This is a genomic window from Rossellomorea sp. NPDC077527, assembly GCF_044542955.1.
Taxonomy (GTDB): domain Bacteria; phylum Bacillota; class Bacilli; order Bacillales; family Bacillaceae_B; genus Rossellomorea; species Rossellomorea aquimaris_E.
In genome coordinates, this window is sequence record NZ_JBITVL010000003.1 from 799,488 (window position 1) to 820,114 (window position 20,627).

A 20,627-nucleotide genomic window follows, 5' to 3' on the forward strand; every position below is an offset into this window, starting at 1 on the left:
GAGCCTCCTCCCGGTATACCACCTGAAGGACGACTCTGACTGTTCTTATAGATACTTACGCTGTACGCTCCTGCCATCATAGGTGAAGAGCATGTCACGGTTCTCCACATGAGTTTCAATATGGACCGGTCTTCCCCAAAGCTGATGTAAGTAGGGTAATACCTTTTCCAAGTATTTAATATCAAGCTCAACATCCTCATACCAATGTTTAAGGTAAAGTTCACCACTCTTCATGTAATCCCCGTCATTTACGGTGATATAAGGGAAACCTCCATTCACCCGCATACCCACGAGTTGATCCCGAACATGGGTCCATTCCTTGTCGACAATTTTATAATCTTTCCCCTGCTTCTGGAACAGATACATATCTTCCCTCATTACTAGGTCCTTTGTCAGGTAGTTCCGCAAGAAGGAAATATCCGATTCGATCTCACGGACTTCAAACATTTTTTCCCTGCCGGAATTCGGTTTCACTCCCCGTTTCTTCATTTCTTCCGTAGGGTTATCGAAACGCTCCTCTATGTCTTCAAAAACTTTCAGACCAAGATAATATGGATTGATTTGAGTTCGGGACGGCTGTACGACACCTGCATTCAGTTTCGCAAACTCAATCGACTCACCGCTTGTCAGGTCCATTTCACGGATGATTCTTTGATGCCAATACGAGGCCCAGCCTTCATTCATGATCTTCGTTTCAAGCTGAGGCCAGAAATAGAGCATCTCTTCCCGCATCATGGTCAATATATCCCTTTGCCAATCTGATAGTTCCCTGCTGTACTGCTCGATGAAGAGGAGGATATCCTTTTCTGGCTGCGGCGGAAACTTCTTCTTCACCTTCTTCTTTTCCCTGCTCTTTGGCTTTTCGTCCAATGACCACAGATCATCATACGGGGATGCATGACTCGTTTCTTCTTCCTCCCACTCCACATCATCCATTGTCCACGACAGCTTCGGCCTCATGAGAGAAGGATCGATATGTTCATCCACAGCAAGAACAGCATCGAGGAAATTCTCGACTTCCCGCTTCCCATGCTCAATCTCATATCTTCTTACCCGTTCTGCTGTTGCCGCCATGCTCTCTACCATATCACGTTTCGTATTCTGAAAACGCACGTTATTCTTAAAGAAATCACAATGAGCCAATACGTGAGCTACGATCAGCTTATTTTGAATCAGTGAATTCGAATCCAGCAAAAACGCATAACACGGATCCGAATTGATCACGAGCTCATAAATCTTACTCAATCCCAAGTCATATTGAAGCTTCATCTTATGGAACTGCTTCCCAAAACTCCAGTGAGAAAACCTGGTCGGCATCCCATAAGCACCAAATGTATAAATAATATCAGCAGGACAAATCTCATAACGCATAGGATAAAAATCAAGACCAAACCCGGCTGCAATCTCCGTAATTTCCCCTATCGCATTCTGTAACTGCTTCTGTTCCTCTAAATTCATTTTCATCCCCCTCTTTATACTCTTATCTAAATGTATGAAGAGAAAAAGGATTTGATGAAAAGAAAAGCGGAGGCGGGTTGGGCAGGCCCGACAAGCATAAGGTGAATCGACCGGAAAGGCGCTTTTTGCCTTTTTGGTCGATTTAACTTATGACCTCGAGGGACTACCCGCCGGAGCTAGACAATTAGAAAAGCGGAAGGGGCTCGCACTGGGGCGACAAGCATAAGACGAGTAACCCGGAAAGGCGTCTTTTGCCTTTTTGGGTTACTTGGCTTATGACCTCGAGACCCAAGCCCCTGGAGCTGGACAATTAGAAAAGCGGAAGGGCTTTGGGAGAGGCGACAAGCATAAGGCGAGGTGGCATGAAGGTGTGCCTTTTCACCTTCTTGACAGCTTGACTTATGACCTCGAGGGCCTACCCGGCGGAGCTGGACAATCGAAAAGCGGAAGGGGCTCGCACTGGGGCGACAAGCATAAGCCATGTGTAAACCCAAAAAGCCTGTTCCCCATTTTAGAGGAACAGCCTTAATGAAATTTACGCCTTTATATTCTTTTGCATAACCCTCACAGGAATGAGCGTACTGAGCAGCAGGAGGGCAGATAGTGAGAAGATCACTGAAATGTGGAGCACTTCCAGAAGCAGTCCGACTCCCACCGACGACAAACCGAACAGAAGGGTCGTTAATGCTCCTTGAGCTGCATAGATCTTCCCCAGTTCCTGCGGTGGTGCAGTCTCCTGCAAATACGTTTGAAGCACCACATTTTTTATTTGATCAAACACCCCGAACAGAAAGGACAAGACGAGTGCCAAGAAGGCTATCTTGTTCCACGCAAAGATTATAGTGACAGCAGAAGTGATCACCATACAGACTGGCAGCCATTTATCTCGATGATTCGAAAAAATGGTATGAAGTTTAAAGATGGCATAGGAGGCCAGGACCAATCCGATAAAGAAACTGGAATTAATGAACCCCCACCACTCTTCACCGCGTTCGAGCTTCAAATCCACATACAAATACAGTACAGCCGCAATCCAGACGGTTCCTGATATTGACTCCAGTCCATAAATCCAAAAAACCGGAACCAGACCCTTACGTCGTTTCACTTCCGACCAACCTTCCCCAAGCTGTTGCCACCAAACCTTGCGAACTTCCAAAGTAGTCATCGGTATGACCGGTAGCTTCAACATGAAAAAAGTACTAGCCAGAAACAATACAATCACTGCAATGAAAAGATTCGTTTCATTCAAGAGCGCTAATAGGATTCCCCCCAGAGCCCAGCTTGAAAATTGAATGGTCTGATCGACAGTGGAAAGGAATCCATTGGCCCCCATCAACTCCTCCCGCTTCACTAGATACGGGACATAAGAATTTCTGGCAGGCAGTGCCCAACCATCCAAAAAAGAAATGATCCCGGCACACCCAAGATAGACCCACACGTTCCCCATATTGACAACCATCATCAAAAGGAATGTACACAGAAAAAAAGTTTTTCCCATTTGAGAGTAAGCGATCAAACTTCTCATCTGGAATCGATTCAACAAAAGCGGCGCTGCCATACTACTGATAAACCTGGAAAAAGTGATCACCAAAGGAACAGCCGTCATGTAAACAGCGGATCCTGTAAGATTATATACGAGAGAGATCAATCCTACGATATAGAATACATCTCCCATATTGGCCAACGCCTGACCAAACCACAGATTCCTGAATGCATTGGAATGCATGTCTCTCCCTCCCTTTATTCAATTTATAGATAGGTAAGAAAAGATCAGCATCACATCGGAACAAAGATCCCCTTTCAGAATCAAAACGTATTATGTATAGGTTTATTTTAGCAAATTGGTGCTTTTTTTGCAGATATCAATTTAAATTATTATTTAGGCAGTTTTAGGTACTGAATTATGATGAAAAGTAATGCTTACTATTATACACCATACAGTATTCACACGAGTTTTGTTACACTTTCGATGTTGATTGGGCCACTTTTCCCGTTTATCGGGCCACTTTCTCCAATTATTGGGCCACTTTAATGAAAAATTGTGCCAAATTGTGAAAACTACCCAGTTTTCGTTTGAAAATACCTTTCCGAACAAAAAAAGCCTTCTATCAAAGAAGACTTCATCTGCTCAAATTATTCCTTCACGGAAATATTCAGCACCTTTTCATTGTCGAGATTGTGGACCACTATGACAACGACTTTCTTATCGGCACCATTTTCCTGAACGGTAAATTCAAATGCGTCCGATACTTTGTTCTCTGTCATTTTTTTACGCCCCTGGTACTGATAATCCTTCACAGGCTGGCCTGGGTAGTCCTCTTTGATGACGGCCGTTGCGATTCGCCCAAACTTCTGATAATCGACAGGCTCTGCGTTTGCATGATTTGTTAGCAGTAGAAAAAATGCAGTTAAAAAGATCACCATTGATTTCTTCATTTTCATCACCTCTGTTTACGTTTCATTACATAGGATGAATTAAATATGTTTTTTTATTCACCCAATACAAGGAAATCAAGCATTTGCAACAGTACCAACTTTTTCAGAGAAATAAAAACGGTTTTCTCCACACAATAGGAGTACCCCTTCAGAAGGAGGGAAACCAAGTGAACAAAGTCGATTACGATCGGGCCTTGTACTACACTCATCGATCAGAATGGGATAACCTGTTGATCCTCATGGTGAGAACGAAGGATGACCTTCTTTCAAAAAGAATTGAACAATTCTTACATGCGTATCATTTTTCAAATGATTACACGGTTGTAGAGCGTAATCTCTATACGCTTTTACGATATATTGAACATGCAAACTTCACCTATAGTGTCGAGCAACCACTTGAGGAAACCTTTGCAGAGATGTAGTAAAAAGAGAATTCCACCTACGGCTGATCCAATTAGTATGCGCTATTGGATCAGCTTTTATTATTTTGAGTAGCATCACATGATACAAAACTAAACCTAACCAAAAAAAACGGCAACGATGCCGTTTTTTTTAAGACGAAATTTCACTTTTCACAAGTTCTGCTGCTTTCACATACACTTTCAGTTCCTTCATCAGGTCATCAACCAATTTAGCAGGTTCTTCTAATAGTCCATCCCCTTCATAATCAAAGCAGTGTGGATCGAGGACCAACTGTTTTGGAATGACATTTGCATACACTCCGCGACCGACGATACGAAGGTTGTTCAAACAGTTGATTCCACCTTTTCCTCCACCGGCACAAGCAAGGAGAGCAACAGGTTTATGTGCGAATTGCTCACTGCTTAAGAAATCGAGTGCGTTCTTGAGTGCCCCACTCATACCACTGTGATATTCAGGGGAAGCTAAAATGACCGCGTCCGCATCCTTCACTTTTTGCTTAAATGATTTAACCACCTCAAGTTCGGATTGTTCCTGTTCCCCGGTGTACAAAGGGAGTGTACCTGCACTTAAATCAATGAGACCACAGGTATACGTTCGTGCAATGAATCTTGAAGCAATACCGGTACGTCCACGTTTTCTCGGGCTTCCGTTTATAATGACAATATTCATAATAAAAAATCCTTTCCCATTCAATTTGACGTCAGCTTGTGTTTCACGGCATACAGAGCCGCTTGTGTTCGATCAGCTACTTCCAGCTTGGAGAAAATGTTCGAGATATGGGTCTTGACCGTTTTTTCCGTAATATAGAGACTGGAAGCAATTTCTTTATTACTCTTCCCTTTCGTAAGCTCAATCAAAACATCCTTCTCCCGCCTGGTCAGTTCATGTATTTTATGTGAAGGCTCCTGTTTTGATATTCTCGTCAGTAAATGATTGGTCGCTTTCGGGTGAAGAGAGTTTTCACCTGATAAAAGTTTTCGGATACTGTTTACCAATTCATCAGGTTCAATATCCTTTAGTTGATATCCTGCCGCTCCAGCTTCTATAGCAGGAATCACATGATTCTGATCCGAGAAGCTCGTCAGCATCAAAATTTGAATACCGGGATGATTCTTTTTTATTTCCCTTGTCGCCTCAATCCCGTCCATTACCGGCATCATCAAATCCATCAATATGATGTCTGGTTTCAGGTCTGAAGCCATCCGGACAGCTTCTGATCCATTCTTCGCTTCTCCAACAATGTCCAGGTCTTTTTGGGTTTTCAGAAAGAAGACCAACCCCCTGCGGACGACATGATGATCATCTGCTATCAAGACTCTAATCATGGACCGACACCTCCTAATACGGTATTTGGACTGAAATGATTGTACCCTTTCCAAGCTGACTGTCGATACAAAATGTACCTCCGATGCTTTCCACTCGATCCCTCATGCTTTGAATCCCCACTGATGGAAGGGATTTTTGTCCATCATACTGAAATCCGTACCCTGAATCTTTGATTGACAGATGGATGGATTGTAATCCGCTTTTCAATGTGTAGAGGATTTTTTTCTCACCGGAATGTTTTTTACAATTATTTAGTGCTTCCTGACTGACGCGCCATAACACTTCTTCTATTTTAGAGCTTAAGGAAATGACTCCTTCTACTTTCGTATCCAAGGTCAATCCAAGCATTTCTGCATACCCTTTCGCTGCCTCGACAACGCCATTTTCCAATCCATGAGGTCTCAGTTGCCAGATGAGTGCCCTCATTTCAGATAGTGCTTCCTGCGCAAGTCCTTGAATCGTTTTAAAGGTAGCTTTTTCATCCTCTGCCTCAGCCATCTCAGCCCCTCCCCTTGCCGTTAATGTAAGGGAAAACAGCAATTGATTGACCGAGTCATGAAGGTCCCTTGCCAATCGATTCCTCTCCCCGATCAACGCAACTTCCTGCTCCTTCTTTGTCAAGAGAATGCGTTTAATGGCAGACCCGATTTGGAAGGCGACCGATTCAAGAAGAGCCAGTTCGTCCTTAGAAAAATGAGTTTTCTCCGGTGCGGCCACATTCAGCAATCCGAAGGACTCGTTTCCGGATTGAAGGGGGACCGTCGCATGATAGGTGATATCTTCTGTTGCGCCTCTGTTCTCTTCAATGGCCTGCTCGATCCGTTGACATTCAATGATATTGGATGCTTTGGTGAGCTTCCCTTTTCGAAAGCGGTTCACACACCAGCAGCCTCCCGTTCTCATCAGCTCACATTTACGGTCTGAGAGAGATGCAGGAAGATTTTCATACGATACAAGCTCATGGCTTCCTTCCTTTTCAATGAAAAAGATCCATCCGGTGGTGAAGCTTGAGCCCCTGATCAGCTTCTTCAATGCACCTGAAAGCATGGAAGAAAGCTCTGTCTCATCATTCAACAATTCGGCTATCTCTTTCAAAAGCTCGATATTTGAAAGGGATTCCTGATTCATGTTCATCGTCCTTTCCAATCCTTCAGTATTATTATATTGCTTTCCGAGTGAATCCGGGATTATCAAAAAGAATGAAACTCTCTACGACCTTTGACGGAAAACATACGTTCCATTTCACTTTAAAAAAACAAGAGATGCTAGAAAACACATCTCTTGTTCTTAAAATGCAACTCTTTAGGCTGGTCAAACTGATAAGTATCGTTTATTTTCCTTCAGCCTTCGTACCCCGTATTATGCTTTTCCTGCAGATGAACTGATCATCGTTTCCACTTTCGACATGATCGCTTTCTGGAGCGACTGTAACTTCTGATCACTGTCACCCTGTGTTTCTCCAATCACGCTGAAATAAAACTTAATCTTCGGTTCTGTTCCGGATGGACGCAGGCAAATCCAAGATCCGTCTTCAAGGAAATATTTCAATACATTCGAAGAAGGAAGTTGAATGGAAGTCTCAACACCTGAGACTAAATCCACTTTCCTGCTTACTTTATAGTCCTCCGATGACACAACACGTAATCCGGCGACTTCTTGCATCGGTTCGTTTCTGAATTCCTTCAGGATTCCCTGAATTTGTTCAGCTCCTTCTTTGCCTTTCAGGGTCAGACTCTTAAGTCCTTCCTGATAATAACCGTGCTGTTCAAATAACTCATGCAATACATCAAAGAGAGTTTTTCCTTCTTTTTTATAATATGCGGCTGCTTCTGCTGCCATCAATACGGCTTGAATCGCATCCTTATCACGGGCAAAGTCGCCGATCAAGTAACCATAGCTTTCTTCATAGCCGAATAAGAATGAATATTCGCCTGTTTCTTCATACTTTTTGATTTTTTCACCGATGAATTTAAAGCCTGTCAGCACATCTTCCACTGATGCTCCGTAATGTTCAGCAACTTTGCGGCCTAATTCAGATGTAACGATGGTCTTAAATACACGTCCATTATCAGGTATCATGTTCTTTTCCTGTTTGCGCGCAAGGATATAGTCAAGCAGGATGGCACCCGTCTGGTTTCCGGTAAGAAGGATATACTCGCCTGTTTCACCTTTAACTGCTACGCCTAAACGGTCTGCATCGGGATCCGTCGCAATCAGTATATCTGCGTCGATTTCCTTCCCGTCACGGATGGCATATTCAAAGGCCGCTTTATCTTCAGGGTTCGGGGACTTTACTGTCGTAAATTCAGGATCCGGTACTGCCTGTTCCTTTACGATGTGAACCTGCTCATATCCTAATGCTTTCAGACCTTTTTCCGCCATATTCAAAGCTGTTCCGTGCAGTGGTGAGAATACAATTCTAAGATCGGTTTCTTTGGCAATCTGCGGCTTTTCAGAGATCGAAATCAAATGCTCAAGGTAGGATTGATCGATTTCTTCCCCGATTATTTTAATGAGACCGGCTGACTTTAACTCTTCTTCCGTTTTCACATGGATTTCCAGTTCATTTTCGACGGCATTCACTTTCCCGATCACTTCATCCGCTACATGCGGTGGAAGTTGGGCACCATCTTCTCCGTATACCTTATATCCATTATATTCCGGCGGGTTATGGCTTGCCGTTACCACTATGCCTGAGTAAGCCCTTAACTGCCTAAGGGCAAAAGAAAGCTCTGGTGTCGGCTTCAATTCATCAAAGACATAGGTTTGAATTCCGTGTGTTGCCAAGGTTTTCGCTGATTCCATAGCGAATTCAGGTGATTTATAACGGGAATCGTAAGCGATTACAACACCGCGATTTTTTGCCTCCTGTCCTTGCTCTTCTATGTATCGTGCTAATCCTTCAGAGGCTTTTCTGACTGTATAAATGTTCATTCGATTGGTTCCGGGACCGATTTCTCCCCTCATTCCACCAGTACCGAATTCAAGATTTTTATAGAACGCGTCTTCTAAGGACTTATCGTCCCCTTTCATTGTATCTAAAAGCTCTTTGATTTCTTCATCCAGATGCGGGTAGCTGCTCCACTTTTGCCAAGATGTTTTCCAACTCAAAACGATCCCCTCCTAATGCTGTATAATATTGAATTCTATCATATATTGTAGAATTCCTTCTAAAACAATCCGTCACATGTCGACAAGATTCTTTCAATCCTTATTTTAGCATAGTTTTTTTAATTAGAAATTGCCTTTTTATCTATAACAAAAAGACTACTCAGACACCGCTGTTGATTTCCGTGCAAGACTTCGCTTTCCTCGGGCGGAAGGCGAGCCTCCTCGTCGCTGTCGCTCCTGCGGGGTCTCACCTATTCCGCTTTTCCCGCAGGAGTCTTCGCCTTACACTCCAATCAACAGCTAGAACCTGCTAAAACTCGTTGTCTTAATAACCAAGATAACAATGAAAAAATCCGACCGTATTCGAAATCCAATTAAGAATTTCAAATGATCGCTCGGATTTTTAACTAATAATACTCTTATCTCAACATCTTGTACGTTCTTATGGTATGGGACTACTTCTTATAATGAACGCCATAAACATCATGACGGCGGTCTTTAAGCTGTCTGACCGTACCTGATTGACGCTGACGGCGAAGGACTTCTAGATCCACATCACCGATCATGACCATTTCAATGTTCGGATTGGTTTCCCCGACGATTCCATCACGAGCGAATTCAAAGTCGGAAGGAGCAAAGATACCTGATTGAGCATATTGAATGTCCATGTTTTCTGTTTGTGGAAGATTTCCGACTGTACCGGAAATGACCGTATAAATTTGATTTTCAACAGCACGAGCCTGTGCACAATACCGTACGCGAAGATAGCCTTGGCGGTCCTCCGTACAGAATGGGGTGAAGATGATCTTCGCCCCTTTGTCAGTTGCGATTCGGGCCAACTCTGGGAATTCAATGTCATAGCAGATCTGAATGGCAATTTTTCCACAATCTGTATCGAACACCCTAACTGAATCCCCTGGGCTGATCCCCCACCATTTCCGTTCATTCGGAGTGATATGAACTTTGTATTGCTTCTCGATCGTACCATCACGTCGGAAGAGGTACGCAATATTGTAGATCTCATCGTTTTCTTCTTTGACGAAGTGTGACCCTCCGATTATATTGACATTGTATCGAACCGCAAGATCTGTGAATAATTCAATGTAGTCCTCAGTGAAATCTGTCAACCTTCTTACAGCGAGGCTCGGAGATTGAATATTCAAGAACGACATGAGCTGGGTGGTGAAGATTTCTGGGAACACCACAAAGTCCGATTTCGCATCGGATGCCACATCGGTAAAGTACTCAACCTGATTCGCAAACTCCTCAAAGGAGTTGATTTTACGCATCATATATTGAACGACACAGATCCGCACCGGATAGCTCGTCTTGAAATGACGTTTGCTGGAAGGCCGGTAGTCGACGTTATTCCATTCCATAAGCGTCGCATATTTATGGGAACGCTTGTCATCAGGTAAGTAGTTTGGATTGATCCGCATCAGAGTGAATCCATTTAATAATTGAAAGGAAAGGACAGGATCATATATCTTATGACGCCCTACCGAATCCACGTACTCCCGTGGGGACATTTCTTCCGAATGCTTGTAATAATTCGGAATGCGTCCCCCTATGATGATACTCTTTAAATTCCATTGTCTTGCAAGATCCTTCCTTGCTTCATATAAACGGTGCCCAACCTTCATGCGTCGATATTCAGGATGCACCATAACCTCTATTCCATACAGGTTATATCCATCGGGATTGTGATTGGTTATGTAACCATTATCCGTTACATCATCCCATGTGTGACGGTCGTCGTACTCATCGAAGTTAATGATGAGACTCGAACATGAACCGATGATCTCTCCATCTAATTCTGCAACCAGCTGCCCATCCTGAAACACTTCCAGGTGGCTTTCCAGATGCTCGACCTTCCATGGGTCCATACCTGGAAAACAAACAGACTGCATATTGATAATATCTTGAATGTCCTTATGTTCCATAGGACGAATGATCATTTTCTTTTCAAACTGTGATAAGTCTAGCTTTTCTGCCATCTATGATCGACTCCTTCGTAAAATACCTGAATTATATACCCTTATAGTGCACTGTTGAAACGAAGTTCATGACAGGCCTTCACTTTTATTTTAACAAAGGGGAATGAAACATTTGAAGAAATTTGATTTACGTAACTAGCTGATCTCAACAGACTTTTAGGATTAAGCCTAAAAATAGAAGCACCCAATTTGATGGGTGCTTCCTTCCATTACCCTCTAAAATAGTAAGCCGTGGCCTCCCATGGAAGTAGAGTAAATGCATCTTTTTCAAGGTGTTCTTCGTTTGTGATCAAAACATCAGCCTTTGTGACATCAAAGGAATCCACTTTTTCAATGACTTGCTGTTCACCTGATACGTTACATAGGACGAGGATTTTCTCGTTTCCATATGCTCGAGTATAGGCATATACGGAAGGATGATCAGCATAGTGAAGTTCAAACGTTCCGTACGGAATGATTTCATGTTCTTTTCTAAGGGAAATCAAATTCTGATAGTAATAAAAAATCGAGTCTGGATCATTTAAAGCATTCTCAGCGTTGATATCAATGTAATTCGGATTCGCAGCAATCCATGGCGTCCCTTCTGTGAATCCACCATGCTCCGTGCTGTTCCACTGCATAGGTGTTCTGGCATTATCTCTTCCTTTTACGTAAATGGAATGCATAATCTCATCAGGATTCATATCTTGGGCTATTTTTTCACGATACATATTCAAGGTTTCAATATCTTTGTACTCATCAATAGAAGAGAAGCGGACATTGGTCATGCCGAGCTCTTCCCCTTGGTAAATGTAAGGTGTCCCCTGCATCAGGTGAAGTAGGGTCGCAAGCATTTTGGCAGACTTCACCCGGTACTCTCCATCATTACCGAGCCTGGATACGATCCTTGGCTGATCATGGTTGTTCCAGTACAAACTGTTCCAGCCCTTCCCATGAAGTTCTGTCTGCCACTTCGTTAATATCGTTTTTAATTTAACCAAGTCAAATGGGATGACATCCCATTTCCCGCCTGGACCCGAGTCTACATCCATATGTTCAAACTGAAATACCATGTTCACTTCATTCCGGCCTTCCCCTGTATATAGGACCGCTTCATCGGGTATCACACCTGGCATTTCGCCAACTGTCATCGCATCATAATGGGAAAGGACCTCTTGATTCATTTCATTCAGGAATTCATGAATTCGTGGACCATTCATAAAATACTCGTGACCTGAGGCATATGTGTTTCCATCAGGATTCGGTGCATCGGGCAATCCGGGCACCTTCGAAATGAAATTGATGACGTCCATTCTGAAGCCATCGATTCCTTTATCAAGCCAGAATTTCATCATGTCATAGATTTCCTGACGAAGCTTCGGATTCTCCCAGTTTAGATCAGGTTGTTTTTTAGAGAAAAGATGGAGAAAGTATTCTTCAGTTGTTTCATCGTACTCCCACGCAGAACCGCTAAAAACAGATTCCCAGTTATTCGGCTCTTTTCCGCCTTTTCCTTCTCGCCAAATATAATAATCCCTATACGGATTATCCTTTGATTTCCTTGACTCTACAAACCAGCCGTGCTCATCGGAAGAGTGGTTCACGACTAAGTCCATGACAAGCTTCAGATCACGCTTATGCATTTCCTCAAGCATTTCTTCCCAATCTGCCATTGTGCCGAACTCGTCCATAATCTTTTTATAATGGCTAATATCATACCCATTATCATCATTGGGAGATTCATACACAGGTGATAGCCAGACCACATCAATTCCGAGCTTTTTCAGGTAATCCAGTTTAGAAATAATACCTCTGATATCCCCGACTCCATCGCCGTTGGAATCCATGAAGCTCCGTGGATAAATTTGATAGACAACTGATTCTTTCCACCACTGTTTTGACATATGTGCTTTCCTCCAGTAAGGTTCATTTTCGTAAGGAAGGAGTCATGCAAGGGCTTTCTGCAACCGCTTGCACAAATCGTTAAAAAAATATCATACTTCTTCATAAAGTTTTCTCATTTTACTTTTATAATAATAACATACTATAATTTGATAGAATATACATAGAAAGGATTTCTATATGAACAAAAAAGCAGACTCTCTGTTATTCCTTGCCTGGGCTTCCTCTTTGATCGCAACGATGGGAAGTTTATATTTCTCTGAAATCATGAAATACGAGCCCTGCGAATTATGCTGGTATCAGCGTATTTTGATGTATCCGATGGTCATTCTATTAGGTGTGGCTTATGCCCGCAAAGATTTTCAGGCGGCATTGTATTCTACCATACTATCCGCAATTGGCCTTCTCATTTCCATTTATCACTATTCCATTCAAAAAATTACGTTCTTGACTGAAAGCGCACCTGCCTGCGGACGTGTCCCCTGTACCGGTGAATATATCAACCTGTTCGGTTTTGTTACGATCCCGTTTCTGGCTATGACCGGTTTCATTATCATTTTCATCTCAAGCATCATGGTTTTAAAAGCTATAAAGGAGGACAAGTAGATTGAAGAAAATCATCATATTCCTGGTGGCGGTTGTCGGATTATTTGCAGCCATCGCGATTATCACAAACGTCCAGAACAGTCAGAAAGCAGAAGGAAATAAATTCAAGAAAGCCAAGCTTGATCCTGCGACCGTTGAGCTTCTGGATGACCCTAATTACCAGAATGTCATTCTTCCCGAAGAATTGGAAGAGAAGATAAAAAATAAAGAAGATGCGACCGTCTATTTCTACAGTTCAACTTGTATACATTGTAAAAGAACGACCCCTACTCTTGCACCTCTCGCCGAAGACATGGGAGTCGATATGGTTCAATACAATCTACTTGAATTCGAACAAGGATGGGATCAATACGCAATTGAAGCTACCCCCACTCTCGTTCATTACGAAGATGGGAAAGAAGTGGCAAGAATCGTTGGAGAGCATCCTGAAGAAGACTTCAAGGCATTTTTCGAAGAGAACGTGAAATCTGAATAAAAAAAGAGGGACTGACCTTTCCACAGGTCAGTCCCTTTCAAGTGAGGAGGAATTTCAAGATGAAGATACGTTGTATCTTCAGGATTAACTTATTACAAGCCATTTTCCCCTCATAAGTACCTTCTAAACATTTTTATTAAATTATTCGAAAGTATCTAACTTTTCAAACTAGACTAACAGCTGGTTATCCGCTCTCGAATATATGCTGAGGCTATGCTTACAATCTGATTCTCCATTGAATTGATCATACGATAAAGGAAAGAACATGCCAAAACTTTGAAGGATTCCCGCATTGTGATAAAACATTTCTTCGTATACTTCATCACTTGATCCACTTTCAATAATTGAAATCAACGTCTGTAGACATGATATCACCTGAAACGCTTCCTTAAGGGTGCCGAAATACTCAAAGTTTCTCGTCGTCGTATGTAATACCTGCATCTCATCAAATTGTTCAATTTCATCATCTGTGAAATAATCAGGGAAAATAGTACAATACATGTACTGTATGAGCTCTTGAATTTTATCTTCCTGTTCATGTGTTGATGCTAGTAATACTTTCACCATCATAACCCACCTTTGTAATGGTTGTAATCTCTCTGTAATAGATATATTAAGGATAACATAGAAGTAGAACCAACTGCGTGGTAATTATACCCATGAATTGGCTCGAATAGGGGCTATGATAGGAATGAATACCTATTTAAATATAAGAGTTTTGTCTTTTAAAGGAGTTTTTTGATGAAAACATGGAGAAAAGGCGAACAATTCGACCTAGTCATTCCAGATAATTGGAAAAATGTAACGATTGAAACAATTCTTAGAAAACACTGGCAAGCCCCAAAGAAACTTGTTCATTCCATGAGGATGGACGGAGATATCAAGGTGGATGGAAAATCGATTTCATGGACTCAACCCCTTTCACCAGGAAATGTGATTCAACTTCATTTATTTAAGGAAGCAGCCTACGATGTCCCCCCTACTTACGGGGAAATTGATGTGTTATATGAAGATGATCACCTGATTGTCGTCAATAAACCTGCTGGGATTGATACCCATCCCAATACCCCCGATGAAACGGATACCCTGGCCAACTTTGTCGCTTTTCATCATCAGTCAAAGGGGGAAAGCTGCAGGGTGATGCATATCCATCGTCTGGATCATGATACATCTGGAGCGATTATGTTTGCCAAACATCCATTAAGTAAAGCGATTCTTGACAGGCTTCTTACCGAGCGAAGAATCAAGCGCACCTATCTTGCCCTCGTGCATGGACGGTTGAAACAGAAAAAAGGTACGATTTCTGAACCGATTGGAAGAGATCGGCACCATAATACAAGAAGAAGAGTATCGCCTAAAGGTCAGGATGCATTCACTCATTATAGAGTGGTGGAAGATAGAGGGTCTACTACTTTGGTAGAAGTTGAATTAGATACTGGTCGTACTCATCAAATTCGTGTTCATATGAGTCACATCGGTCATCCTCTCGTGGGAGACCGCCTTTATGGGGGAAAACCGATAATAAAGCGACAGGCATTGCATGCAGCCCGTATTTCATTCCCACATCCGCTGACAGAAGAACGGATCGAATGCATAGCTGACTGCATCGATGATATCGGTCTGTAATCAAAAAAATGAGTCACGCTCATCCAAGCGTGACTCATTTTTAATAGATCGATTAATTCAATCCATTTTTCACTGCTTCAGCAATTTGAATCGTACGGCGCGTTTGATGCTTCACTGCAGGTTCGACCGATTCTACCATATTACCTTCCTGGTCCACCGTCACACTCGTTCCGTATGGATTGCCTCCAGTAGTAAAGCTTGATTGATCTGTGTACCCCGGAGCTGCGATGATGGCCCCCCAGTGCATCATGGTTGTATAAAGAGCCAGAACCGTCTGCTCCTGTCCGCCGTGTGAATTACTTGCAGATGAAGTCGCGCTCACTACTTTGTTTGCAAGCTTACCATTGAACCACAAACCTCCAGTGGTATCCAGAAAGGCTTTGACTTGTGAAGGAACGTTACCGAATCTGGTCGGGACGTTGAAAAGATACGCGTCAGCCCACTCAAGATCATCTAGGGTTACTACTGGTACACTATCTTTGGTTTCATTGTAATGCTTTTCCCATGCCGGGTTTGAAGCAATGGCTCCTTCAGGGGCTGTCTCTTCAAATCGAAGTACCTTTACTTCTGCGCCTGCTTCCTTTGCAGCCTCTTCTGCCCATTTCGCCATTTGATAGTTCGTACCTGTTGAACTGTAGTACATAATTGCCAATTTTACGTTAGACATAATTGAAATCTCTCCTTTAGAATTGTCATTTATATAATAAATGGGTGAAACACGATATCAGATTGCAGGCAGATCAATACATTATCCAAATAATACTGCGTCTATCGAATAGGCCCCTGCTCCAACAAGAGCTACCCCTAGTGCAACAACAATGAGCATCACATTATATTCTGTACCGTTTTGGGTCGCCCAATAACCGTTTGCTCCATGGACCTTTAGGATTGCTACGATCATCGTCGCAATAATTAGAAAGGCCGCTAAAGGAGTCAGGAACCCCACTGCGAATAGTATTCCTCCTGCCACTTCCGAAGTCCCTGCAAGAAGTGCCATTGTCTTCCCTGGCTTGATTCCGATGGACTCAAAGAAGCCTCCTGTACCCTTCAGCCCGTGACCTCCAAACCACCCAAATAATTTCTGTGTTCCATGTGCAGCGAACGTCAATCCCATTACTAAACGAATAACCAATAAACCGAACGCAGCTAATGCTGTCATCTGTTTTCCTCCTTATGTTTTCCCATCGAGATTTCCCTTCAAACATTTCAACTTCAATTATTTTTATATCTATTATCTTGAATTTGAGATATATAGTTAAAAAAAAGAGACAAGTTATCTCGAATGTGATTATTTTTAATTCGAGATAATTGTATAATATTCTTCCATTCACTGTCAATCACTTTTTTGTTTTTAATTAATCGAGATGATGCTTTAAATACAAAAAGGCCCGTGTATGAACGGACCTCTTTGTATAAAGTGCTAATTAAAAATCAAAGTTGTCTGGATCTGGACCAAAACGTTCATCGAGATTTAACTGGTTGATTTGATTCATCTCTTCCAGTGACAGCTCGAAATTGAACAGATCTGCATTTTCTTTGATGCGGTTTTCATGTACAGACTTTGGAATGATAATGACATCATTCTGAAGATGCCAGCGAAGAATCACTTGTGCTGCAGACTTACCGTGCTTCTCTGCAATGTGGTTTAAAGTAGGCTCATCCAATACACGCCCTTGAGCGATTGGTGACCACGCCTCTACTGCGATATTTTGAGAGGCACAAAATTCTCTTATCTTCTCCTGATTAAGACGGGGATGTAACTCAATTTGATTTAAAACGGGCTTTTCATTGCCGTTTTTCATTAAATCGTCAAGATGGTGCTGATGAAAGTTACTTACACCGATTGATTTGATCAAACCTTCTCCATGGAGTCTCTCCATTGCCTTCCACGTATCATTGTACTTTCCTTCGACAGGCCAATGGATCAAATACATGTCGAGGTAATCCATCTCAAGCTTCTTAAGGCTGGTTTCAAACGCCTTCAAGGTCGTATCGTAGCCTTGATCGCTATTCCACACTTTCGATGTGATGAACAGTTCCTCTCTCGCTACTCCACCTTCTTTCACGCCCTGTCCTACGCTTTCCTCATTATCGTAGATGGCCGCGGTATCGATGGAACGGTATCCTGACTGAATCGCAGTTCGAACAGCCTGTACCGTTTCAGACGGATCTTTCATTTGGTAAACTCCTAAACCGACATAAGGAATTTCAATTCCGTTATGTAATGTCTTCGTGCTTTGTAAGTTTTTCAACATAATGCATCCCTCCTGACTTAATATTTTACAAACTTAATGTGCTTTATGCTAATTTTATGATTGTAAAGTTTCTTCTTGCCATTCTCTACTGAAAATCACAAATCTACGCTCACTCTAGTGATTTAGTCCACTGAAACTTAAGATGAACCTTAGATTTCCACGTCCTCCCTCTTCATTCTGCATCAATTATTACAAAACACCATCCTTTTGGCACCCTTACTATTACATTTTGTAAAAAACTAGTCATACTTGTTCATTTTGAAGTTTTTGTGAAATCATTTACATTATTTGTTGTTGCGCTTTCAACCGTTGATACAACGGTCTTTAGGGACTTTAGACTATCCAAACAAACTTGTCTATACAAGCGTTGACTCCGCTTTATCCCATTAGTATAGTAACGAGGCAAAACAAAATATACTATGTGAGGTGTTATCATGGCACAAGCCAAACAATCCTTGAGAGTTTTCTTTATACTCTCTATTGCAATCATGATTACTCTATCGGCTTCACTGACTTCAGCATTAGCAGCAGTCACTCAGCCTGAGGCGGACACTCCTTTAAATAAGGAAAATCTCCAAACGCTGTCTGCAAAAGATGTGAAGAAACTCGATAATGGGGTTCAATTCGATCTCGGAGAATATCAAGCCTTCATTCGTATCTTCTCAAAAGATCTAGTAAAAGTTTCAGTATTAAAAGATGGACAGAAAGAAGAATATTCTAAAGCCATCGCAAAAAAAGATTGGAAAACTCCAACGTTTAAAACAAAAGATAGTAAAGATGTTTATACAATTGAAACAGAAGAACTTACCATTAAAATCAACAAATCACCATTCGGAGTCAAGTTCTTAGATAAAGAAGGAAATGTCATCAATGAAGATTATATGAAAAACGGAGCTTCATCCGGTTACGAAGATGGTAAACCTTATGTTTTCAAGAAAACCGAAAAAAGTGAAAACTTCTACGGATTCGGTGAACAGGCTGGATTGAACTTCAACCAGCGCGGTGAAAGCATCGGAATGTGGAACACAGATGCCTATAAATATACGAAAGATACAAAATATGTATATACTTCCATCCCTTTCTTCATGGGACTGAAAAATGAAAAAGCGTACGGAATCATGTTTGATAACTCCTACCGTTCTTATTATGAAATGGCTAGTGAGTCCGATGACTACTACTATTTCTATGCTAACGGCGGTCCTCTTACATATTACTTCATGTACGGCCCTGACATTTCAAACGTGTTAGATATCTACACTGAGTTAACCGGTAAAATGAATATGCCTGCCAAATGGTCTCTTGGTTTACATCAAAGTAAATGGGAGTATACAGCAGACGAAATTGTCGATGTGGCAAAAACATATCGTGAAAACGGAATCCCTCTTGATACGATGCACTTAGACATCGATTATATGGATGGATACCGTGTATTCACTTGGGACGATCAATATAAGGATGCCCTTCAACAGTTGAAATCAATGGAAGGCTTCCATGCGATTGCCATCAATGATCCAGCTGTAAAACAAGATGAAAACTATGAGATGTATAATGAAGGCGTTAAGAACGACTATTTCGCGAAGAATGCAGACGGTTCTATGTTTATCGGACCGGTATGGCCGGGAGATTCGGCATTCCCTGACTTCTCAAAAGAGGAAGTTCGTGATTGGTGGGCTTCTAAAACGAATGTATTATTTGACGCTGGAATCGATGGTATCTGGAACGATATGAACGAACCAGCCGTGTTCCTTGATGGACCGGAATTCAATCATACAATGCCTCTTGACTCATATTTCGGAACAGAAGACGATAAAATGCTTCAAACGGAATATCATAACCTTTATGGTCATGATGAAGCAGAAGCAACTTATAATGCCTGGGAAATGTATAAACCAAATCAACGACCATTTGTCTTGACGCGTGATATGTTCGCAGGGTCTCAGCGTTATGCTGCCCTATGGACAGGTGACAATGCAAGTACCTGGGAACACCTGCAAATGTCACTCCCTATGAATATGAACATCGGCCTTTCTGGTGTATCGAACGTCGGAAATGATATTGGTGGATTCGCTGATCGCCCGGATGCTGAACTATTTGCCCGCTGGATCGAGGTCGGAGCTTTCCTTCCATTCTCTCGTATTCATTATGATTCAGATGCAAAAGCAGTTGTAAAACAAGGACAGGAACCTTGGGCTTTCGGTCCTGAAGTGGAAGAAATCAGTAAGAAGTATATTGAAATGCGTTATAAGCTCCTACCATACTTATACAACGCATTTGAAGATTCAGTAGAAACAGGAAAGCCAGTTCAACAACCACTTGTTTATCACTATCAAAAAGACGAAAACACTTATGACATCAACGACCAATTCATGTTCGGAGATTCCATGATGCTTGCACCAGTTGTCGAACAAGGAAAAACAAACCGTGACGTTTACCTTCCTGAAGGTGAAACATGGGTGAACTTCTGGACACAAGAAGAGTATAAAGGTGGACAAACCATCAATGTTGCCGCTCCACTTGAGCACCTCCCGATCTTCGTGAAGAAAGATTCCATCATCCCGACTAGGGAAGTGCAACAATACACTGGTGAAAACGAATTGACGAACCTTGTATTAGACACTTATGTAGACGGGGAAGCATCATACAGCTTCTATGAAGATGATGGGGAATCACTTGATCATGAAGATGGAGAGTATGATATTACCAACTTCAACGTTGAAGAAAGAGACAACAAAATCGAATTCTCTCAATCCATGGAAGCGGACAACTTTGACTCTGCACTTGAACAGTACACACTGAAGCTGAACAACGAAGAAGCTCCTAAAAAAGTGCAGGCAAGCAAGAACAAATACAAAGAAGTTTCGACTATGGACCAAATGACTGAAACGAAACGTTCTTACTTCTACGACGAAGAAACAAAAACGCTTTACGTAAATATTCCTGTGAATGAAGGAAAAAAAGTACAAATTAAATTCTAATCGTAGGGTTGTATTACAGGGAGCCGATCTTGTTGATCGGCTCCCTGTTTCTACTAAG

At 42.0% G+C, this 20,627-nt stretch carries 18 protein-coding genes; 5 read left to right on the forward strand and 13 right to left on the reverse strand.

Annotated elements, in window-relative coordinates:
• Positions 1 to 45: 45 nt before the first annotated feature.
• The 3 genes from ACIGG7_RS13950 to ACIGG7_RS13960 all read right to left on the reverse strand — a co-directional run bounded on the left by ACIGG7_RS13950 (position 46) and on the right by ACIGG7_RS13960 (position 3,894).
• A complete protein-coding gene (locus tag ACIGG7_RS13950; RefSeq protein WP_224941735.1) occupies positions 46 to 1,458 on the reverse strand; it encodes a SpoVR family protein in 1,413 nt (470 codons plus the stop codon).
• A 535-nt stretch (positions 1,459 to 1,993) separates the two neighbouring features.
• On the reverse strand, positions 1,994 to 3,184 hold the full coding sequence (locus tag ACIGG7_RS13955) for an MFS transporter (protein WP_397550006.1): 1,191 nt from the start codon (positions 3,182 to 3,184) through the stop codon (positions 1,994 to 1,996).
• A 407-nt stretch (positions 3,185 to 3,591) separates the two neighbouring features.
• Complete coding sequence (locus tag ACIGG7_RS13960) at positions 3,592 to 3,894, reverse strand: DUF3889 domain-containing protein (protein WP_397550007.1); 303 nt, start codon at positions 3,892 to 3,894, stop codon at positions 3,592 to 3,594.
• Positions 3,895 to 4,061: 167 nt separating this feature from the next.
• On the opposite strand from ACIGG7_RS13960, the gene ACIGG7_RS13965 reads away from it, so the two are divergent.
• A complete protein-coding gene (locus ACIGG7_RS13965; RefSeq protein WP_224941738.1) occupies positions 4,062 to 4,316 on the forward strand; it encodes a YhdB family protein in 255 nt (84 codons plus the stop codon).
• Between the two features lie 130 nt (positions 4,317 to 4,446).
• Here the strand turns inward: ACIGG7_RS13965 and ACIGG7_RS13970 are convergent, their stop codons facing one another.
• The 6 genes from ACIGG7_RS13970 to ACIGG7_RS13995 all read right to left on the reverse strand — a co-directional run bounded on the left by ACIGG7_RS13970 (position 4,447) and on the right by ACIGG7_RS13995 (position 12,634).
• Positions 4,447 to 4,986 carry an NADPH-dependent FMN reductase gene (locus tag ACIGG7_RS13970; RefSeq protein WP_224941739.1) on the reverse strand — a complete coding sequence of 180 codons (540 nt, stop codon included), beginning with the start codon at positions 4,984 to 4,986 and terminating at the stop codon, positions 4,447 to 4,449.
• A gap of 20 nt (positions 4,987 to 5,006) precedes the next feature.
• A complete protein-coding gene (locus ACIGG7_RS13975; RefSeq protein ID WP_397550008.1) occupies positions 5,007 to 5,642 on the reverse strand; it encodes a response regulator in 636 nt (211 codons plus the stop codon).
• 13 nt (positions 5,643 to 5,655) lie between these two features.
• Positions 5,656 to 6,771 carry a GAF domain-containing sensor histidine kinase gene (locus ACIGG7_RS13980; protein WP_224941741.1) on the reverse strand — a complete coding sequence of 372 codons (1,116 nt, stop codon included), beginning with the start codon at positions 6,769 to 6,771 and terminating at the stop codon, positions 5,656 to 5,658.
• A 231-nt stretch (positions 6,772 to 7,002) separates the two neighbouring features.
• Positions 7,003 to 8,754, reverse strand: a complete 1,752-nt coding sequence (locus ACIGG7_RS13985) for a phospho-sugar mutase (protein WP_397550009.1) — start codon at positions 8,752 to 8,754, stop codon at positions 7,003 to 7,005.
• A gap of 455 nt (positions 8,755 to 9,209) precedes the next feature.
• Positions 9,210 to 10,751: a GNAT family N-acetyltransferase gene (locus tag ACIGG7_RS13990; RefSeq protein WP_397550010.1), complete on the reverse strand. Its 1,542-nt coding sequence runs from the start codon at positions 10,749 to 10,751 to the stop codon at positions 9,210 to 9,212.
• A gap of 209 nt (positions 10,752 to 10,960) precedes the next feature.
• Complete coding sequence (locus tag ACIGG7_RS13995) at positions 10,961 to 12,634, reverse strand: glycoside hydrolase family 13 protein (RefSeq protein WP_397550011.1); 1,674 nt, start codon at positions 12,632 to 12,634, stop codon at positions 10,961 to 10,963.
• Between the two features lie 178 nt (positions 12,635 to 12,812).
• On the opposite strand from ACIGG7_RS13995, the gene ACIGG7_RS14000 reads away from it, so the two are divergent.
• Both ACIGG7_RS14000 and ACIGG7_RS14005 read left to right on the forward strand, forming a co-directional pair.
• Positions 12,813 to 13,238 carry a disulfide oxidoreductase gene (locus ACIGG7_RS14000; RefSeq protein WP_224941745.1) on the forward strand — a complete coding sequence of 142 codons (426 nt, stop codon included), beginning with the start codon at positions 12,813 to 12,815 and terminating at the stop codon, positions 13,236 to 13,238.
• Between the two features lies 1 nt (position 13,239).
• The gene (locus tag ACIGG7_RS14005; RefSeq protein WP_224941746.1) at positions 13,240 to 13,713 is read left to right on the forward strand and encodes a thioredoxin family protein; all 474 of its coding nucleotides are present in this window, start codon (positions 13,240 to 13,242) and stop codon (positions 13,711 to 13,713) included.
• A 168-nt stretch (positions 13,714 to 13,881) separates the two neighbouring features.
• Here the strand turns inward: ACIGG7_RS14005 and ACIGG7_RS14010 are convergent, their stop codons facing one another.
• A complete protein-coding gene (locus ACIGG7_RS14010; protein ID WP_224941747.1) occupies positions 13,882 to 14,283 on the reverse strand; it encodes a YhcU family protein in 402 nt (133 codons plus the stop codon).
• Positions 14,284 to 14,454: 171 nt separating this feature from the next.
• Here ACIGG7_RS14010 and ACIGG7_RS14015 point away from each other — a divergent pair, with 171 nt between their 5' ends.
• On the forward strand, positions 14,455 to 15,339 hold the full coding sequence (locus ACIGG7_RS14015; protein WP_397550012.1) for an RluA family pseudouridine synthase: 885 nt from the start codon (positions 14,455 to 14,457) through the stop codon (positions 15,337 to 15,339).
• A 52-nt stretch (positions 15,340 to 15,391) separates the two neighbouring features.
• On the opposite strand, the gene wrbA is transcribed toward ACIGG7_RS14015, so the two are convergent.
• The 3 genes from wrbA to ACIGG7_RS14030 all read right to left on the reverse strand — a co-directional run bounded on the left by wrbA (position 15,392) and on the right by ACIGG7_RS14030 (position 17,594).
• Positions 15,392 to 16,006, reverse strand: coding sequence for an NAD(P)H:quinone oxidoreductase (gene wrbA, locus ACIGG7_RS14020; protein WP_397550013.1), 615 nt, complete (start codon positions 16,004 to 16,006; stop codon positions 15,392 to 15,394).
• A gap of 81 nt (positions 16,007 to 16,087) precedes the next feature.
• Positions 16,088 to 16,498: a DoxX family protein gene (locus ACIGG7_RS14025; protein ID WP_224941750.1), complete on the reverse strand. Its 411-nt coding sequence runs from the start codon at positions 16,496 to 16,498 to the stop codon at positions 16,088 to 16,090.
• A gap of 265 nt (positions 16,499 to 16,763) precedes the next feature.
• Positions 16,764 to 17,594, reverse strand: a complete 831-nt coding sequence (locus ACIGG7_RS14030) for an aldo/keto reductase (protein ID WP_397550014.1) — start codon at positions 17,592 to 17,594, stop codon at positions 16,764 to 16,766.
• Positions 17,595 to 18,028: 434 nt separating this feature from the next.
• Between ACIGG7_RS14030 and ACIGG7_RS14035 the strand changes: the two genes are divergently transcribed.
• Positions 18,029 to 20,569, forward strand: coding sequence for a glycoside hydrolase family 31 protein (locus tag ACIGG7_RS14035; RefSeq protein WP_397550015.1), 2,541 nt, complete (start codon positions 18,029 to 18,031; stop codon positions 20,567 to 20,569).
• Positions 20,570 to 20,627: the final 58 nt, after the last annotated feature.

What these genes read in the sequence shown, in the direction of transcription:
- ACIGG7_RS14015 (WP_397550012.1), top strand. Translation starts at nt 14,455, where the DNA reads ATGAAAACATGGAGAAAAGGCGAACAATTCGACCTAGTCATTCCAGAT.
- ACIGG7_RS13955 (WP_397550006.1), bottom strand. Translation starts at nt 3,184, where the DNA reads ATGCATTCCAATGCATTCAGGAATCTGTGGTTTGGTCAGGCGTTGGCC.
- ACIGG7_RS14000 (WP_224941745.1), top strand. Translation starts at nt 12,813, where the DNA reads ATGAACAAAAAAGCAGACTCTCTGTTATTCCTTGCCTGGGCTTCCTCT.
- ACIGG7_RS13975 (WP_397550008.1), bottom strand. Translation starts at nt 5,642, where the DNA reads ATGATTAGAGTCTTGATAGCAGATGATCATCATGTCGTCCGCAGGGGG.
- ACIGG7_RS14030 (WP_397550014.1), bottom strand. Translation starts at nt 17,594, where the DNA reads ATGTTGAAAAACTTACAAAGCACGAAGACATTACATAACGGAATTGAA.
- ACIGG7_RS13960 (WP_397550007.1), bottom strand. Translation starts at nt 3,894, where the DNA reads ATGAAGAAATCAATGGTGATCTTTTTAACTGCATTTTTTCTACTGCTA.
- ACIGG7_RS13950 (WP_224941735.1), bottom strand. Translation starts at nt 1,458, where the DNA reads ATGAATTTAGAGGAACAGAAGCAGTTACAGAATGCGATAGGGGAAATT.
- ACIGG7_RS13995 (WP_397550011.1), bottom strand. Translation starts at nt 12,634, where the DNA reads ATGTCAAAACAGTGGTGGAAAGAATCAGTTGTCTATCAAATTTATCCA.
- ACIGG7_RS13990 (WP_397550010.1), bottom strand. Translation starts at nt 10,751, where the DNA reads ATGGCAGAAAAGCTAGACTTATCACAGTTTGAAAAGAAAATGATCATT.
- ACIGG7_RS14035 (WP_397550015.1), top strand. Translation starts at nt 18,029, where the DNA reads ATGGCACAAGCCAAACAATCCTTGAGAGTTTTCTTTATACTCTCTATT.
- ACIGG7_RS14010 (WP_224941747.1), bottom strand. Translation starts at nt 14,283, where the DNA reads ATGATGGTGAAAGTATTACTAGCATCAACACATGAACAGGAAGATAAA.
- wrbA (WP_397550013.1), bottom strand. Translation starts at nt 16,006, where the DNA reads ATGTCTAACGTAAAATTGGCAATTATGTACTACAGTTCAACAGGTACG.
- ACIGG7_RS14025 (WP_224941750.1), bottom strand. Translation starts at nt 16,498, where the DNA reads ATGACAGCATTAGCTGCGTTCGGTTTATTGGTTATTCGTTTAGTAATG.
- ACIGG7_RS13970 (WP_224941739.1), bottom strand. Translation starts at nt 4,986, where the DNA reads ATGAATATTGTCATTATAAACGGAAGCCCGAGAAAACGTGGACGTACC.
- ACIGG7_RS13980 (WP_224941741.1), bottom strand. Translation starts at nt 6,771, where the DNA reads ATGAATCAGGAATCCCTTTCAAATATCGAGCTTTTGAAAGAGATAGCC.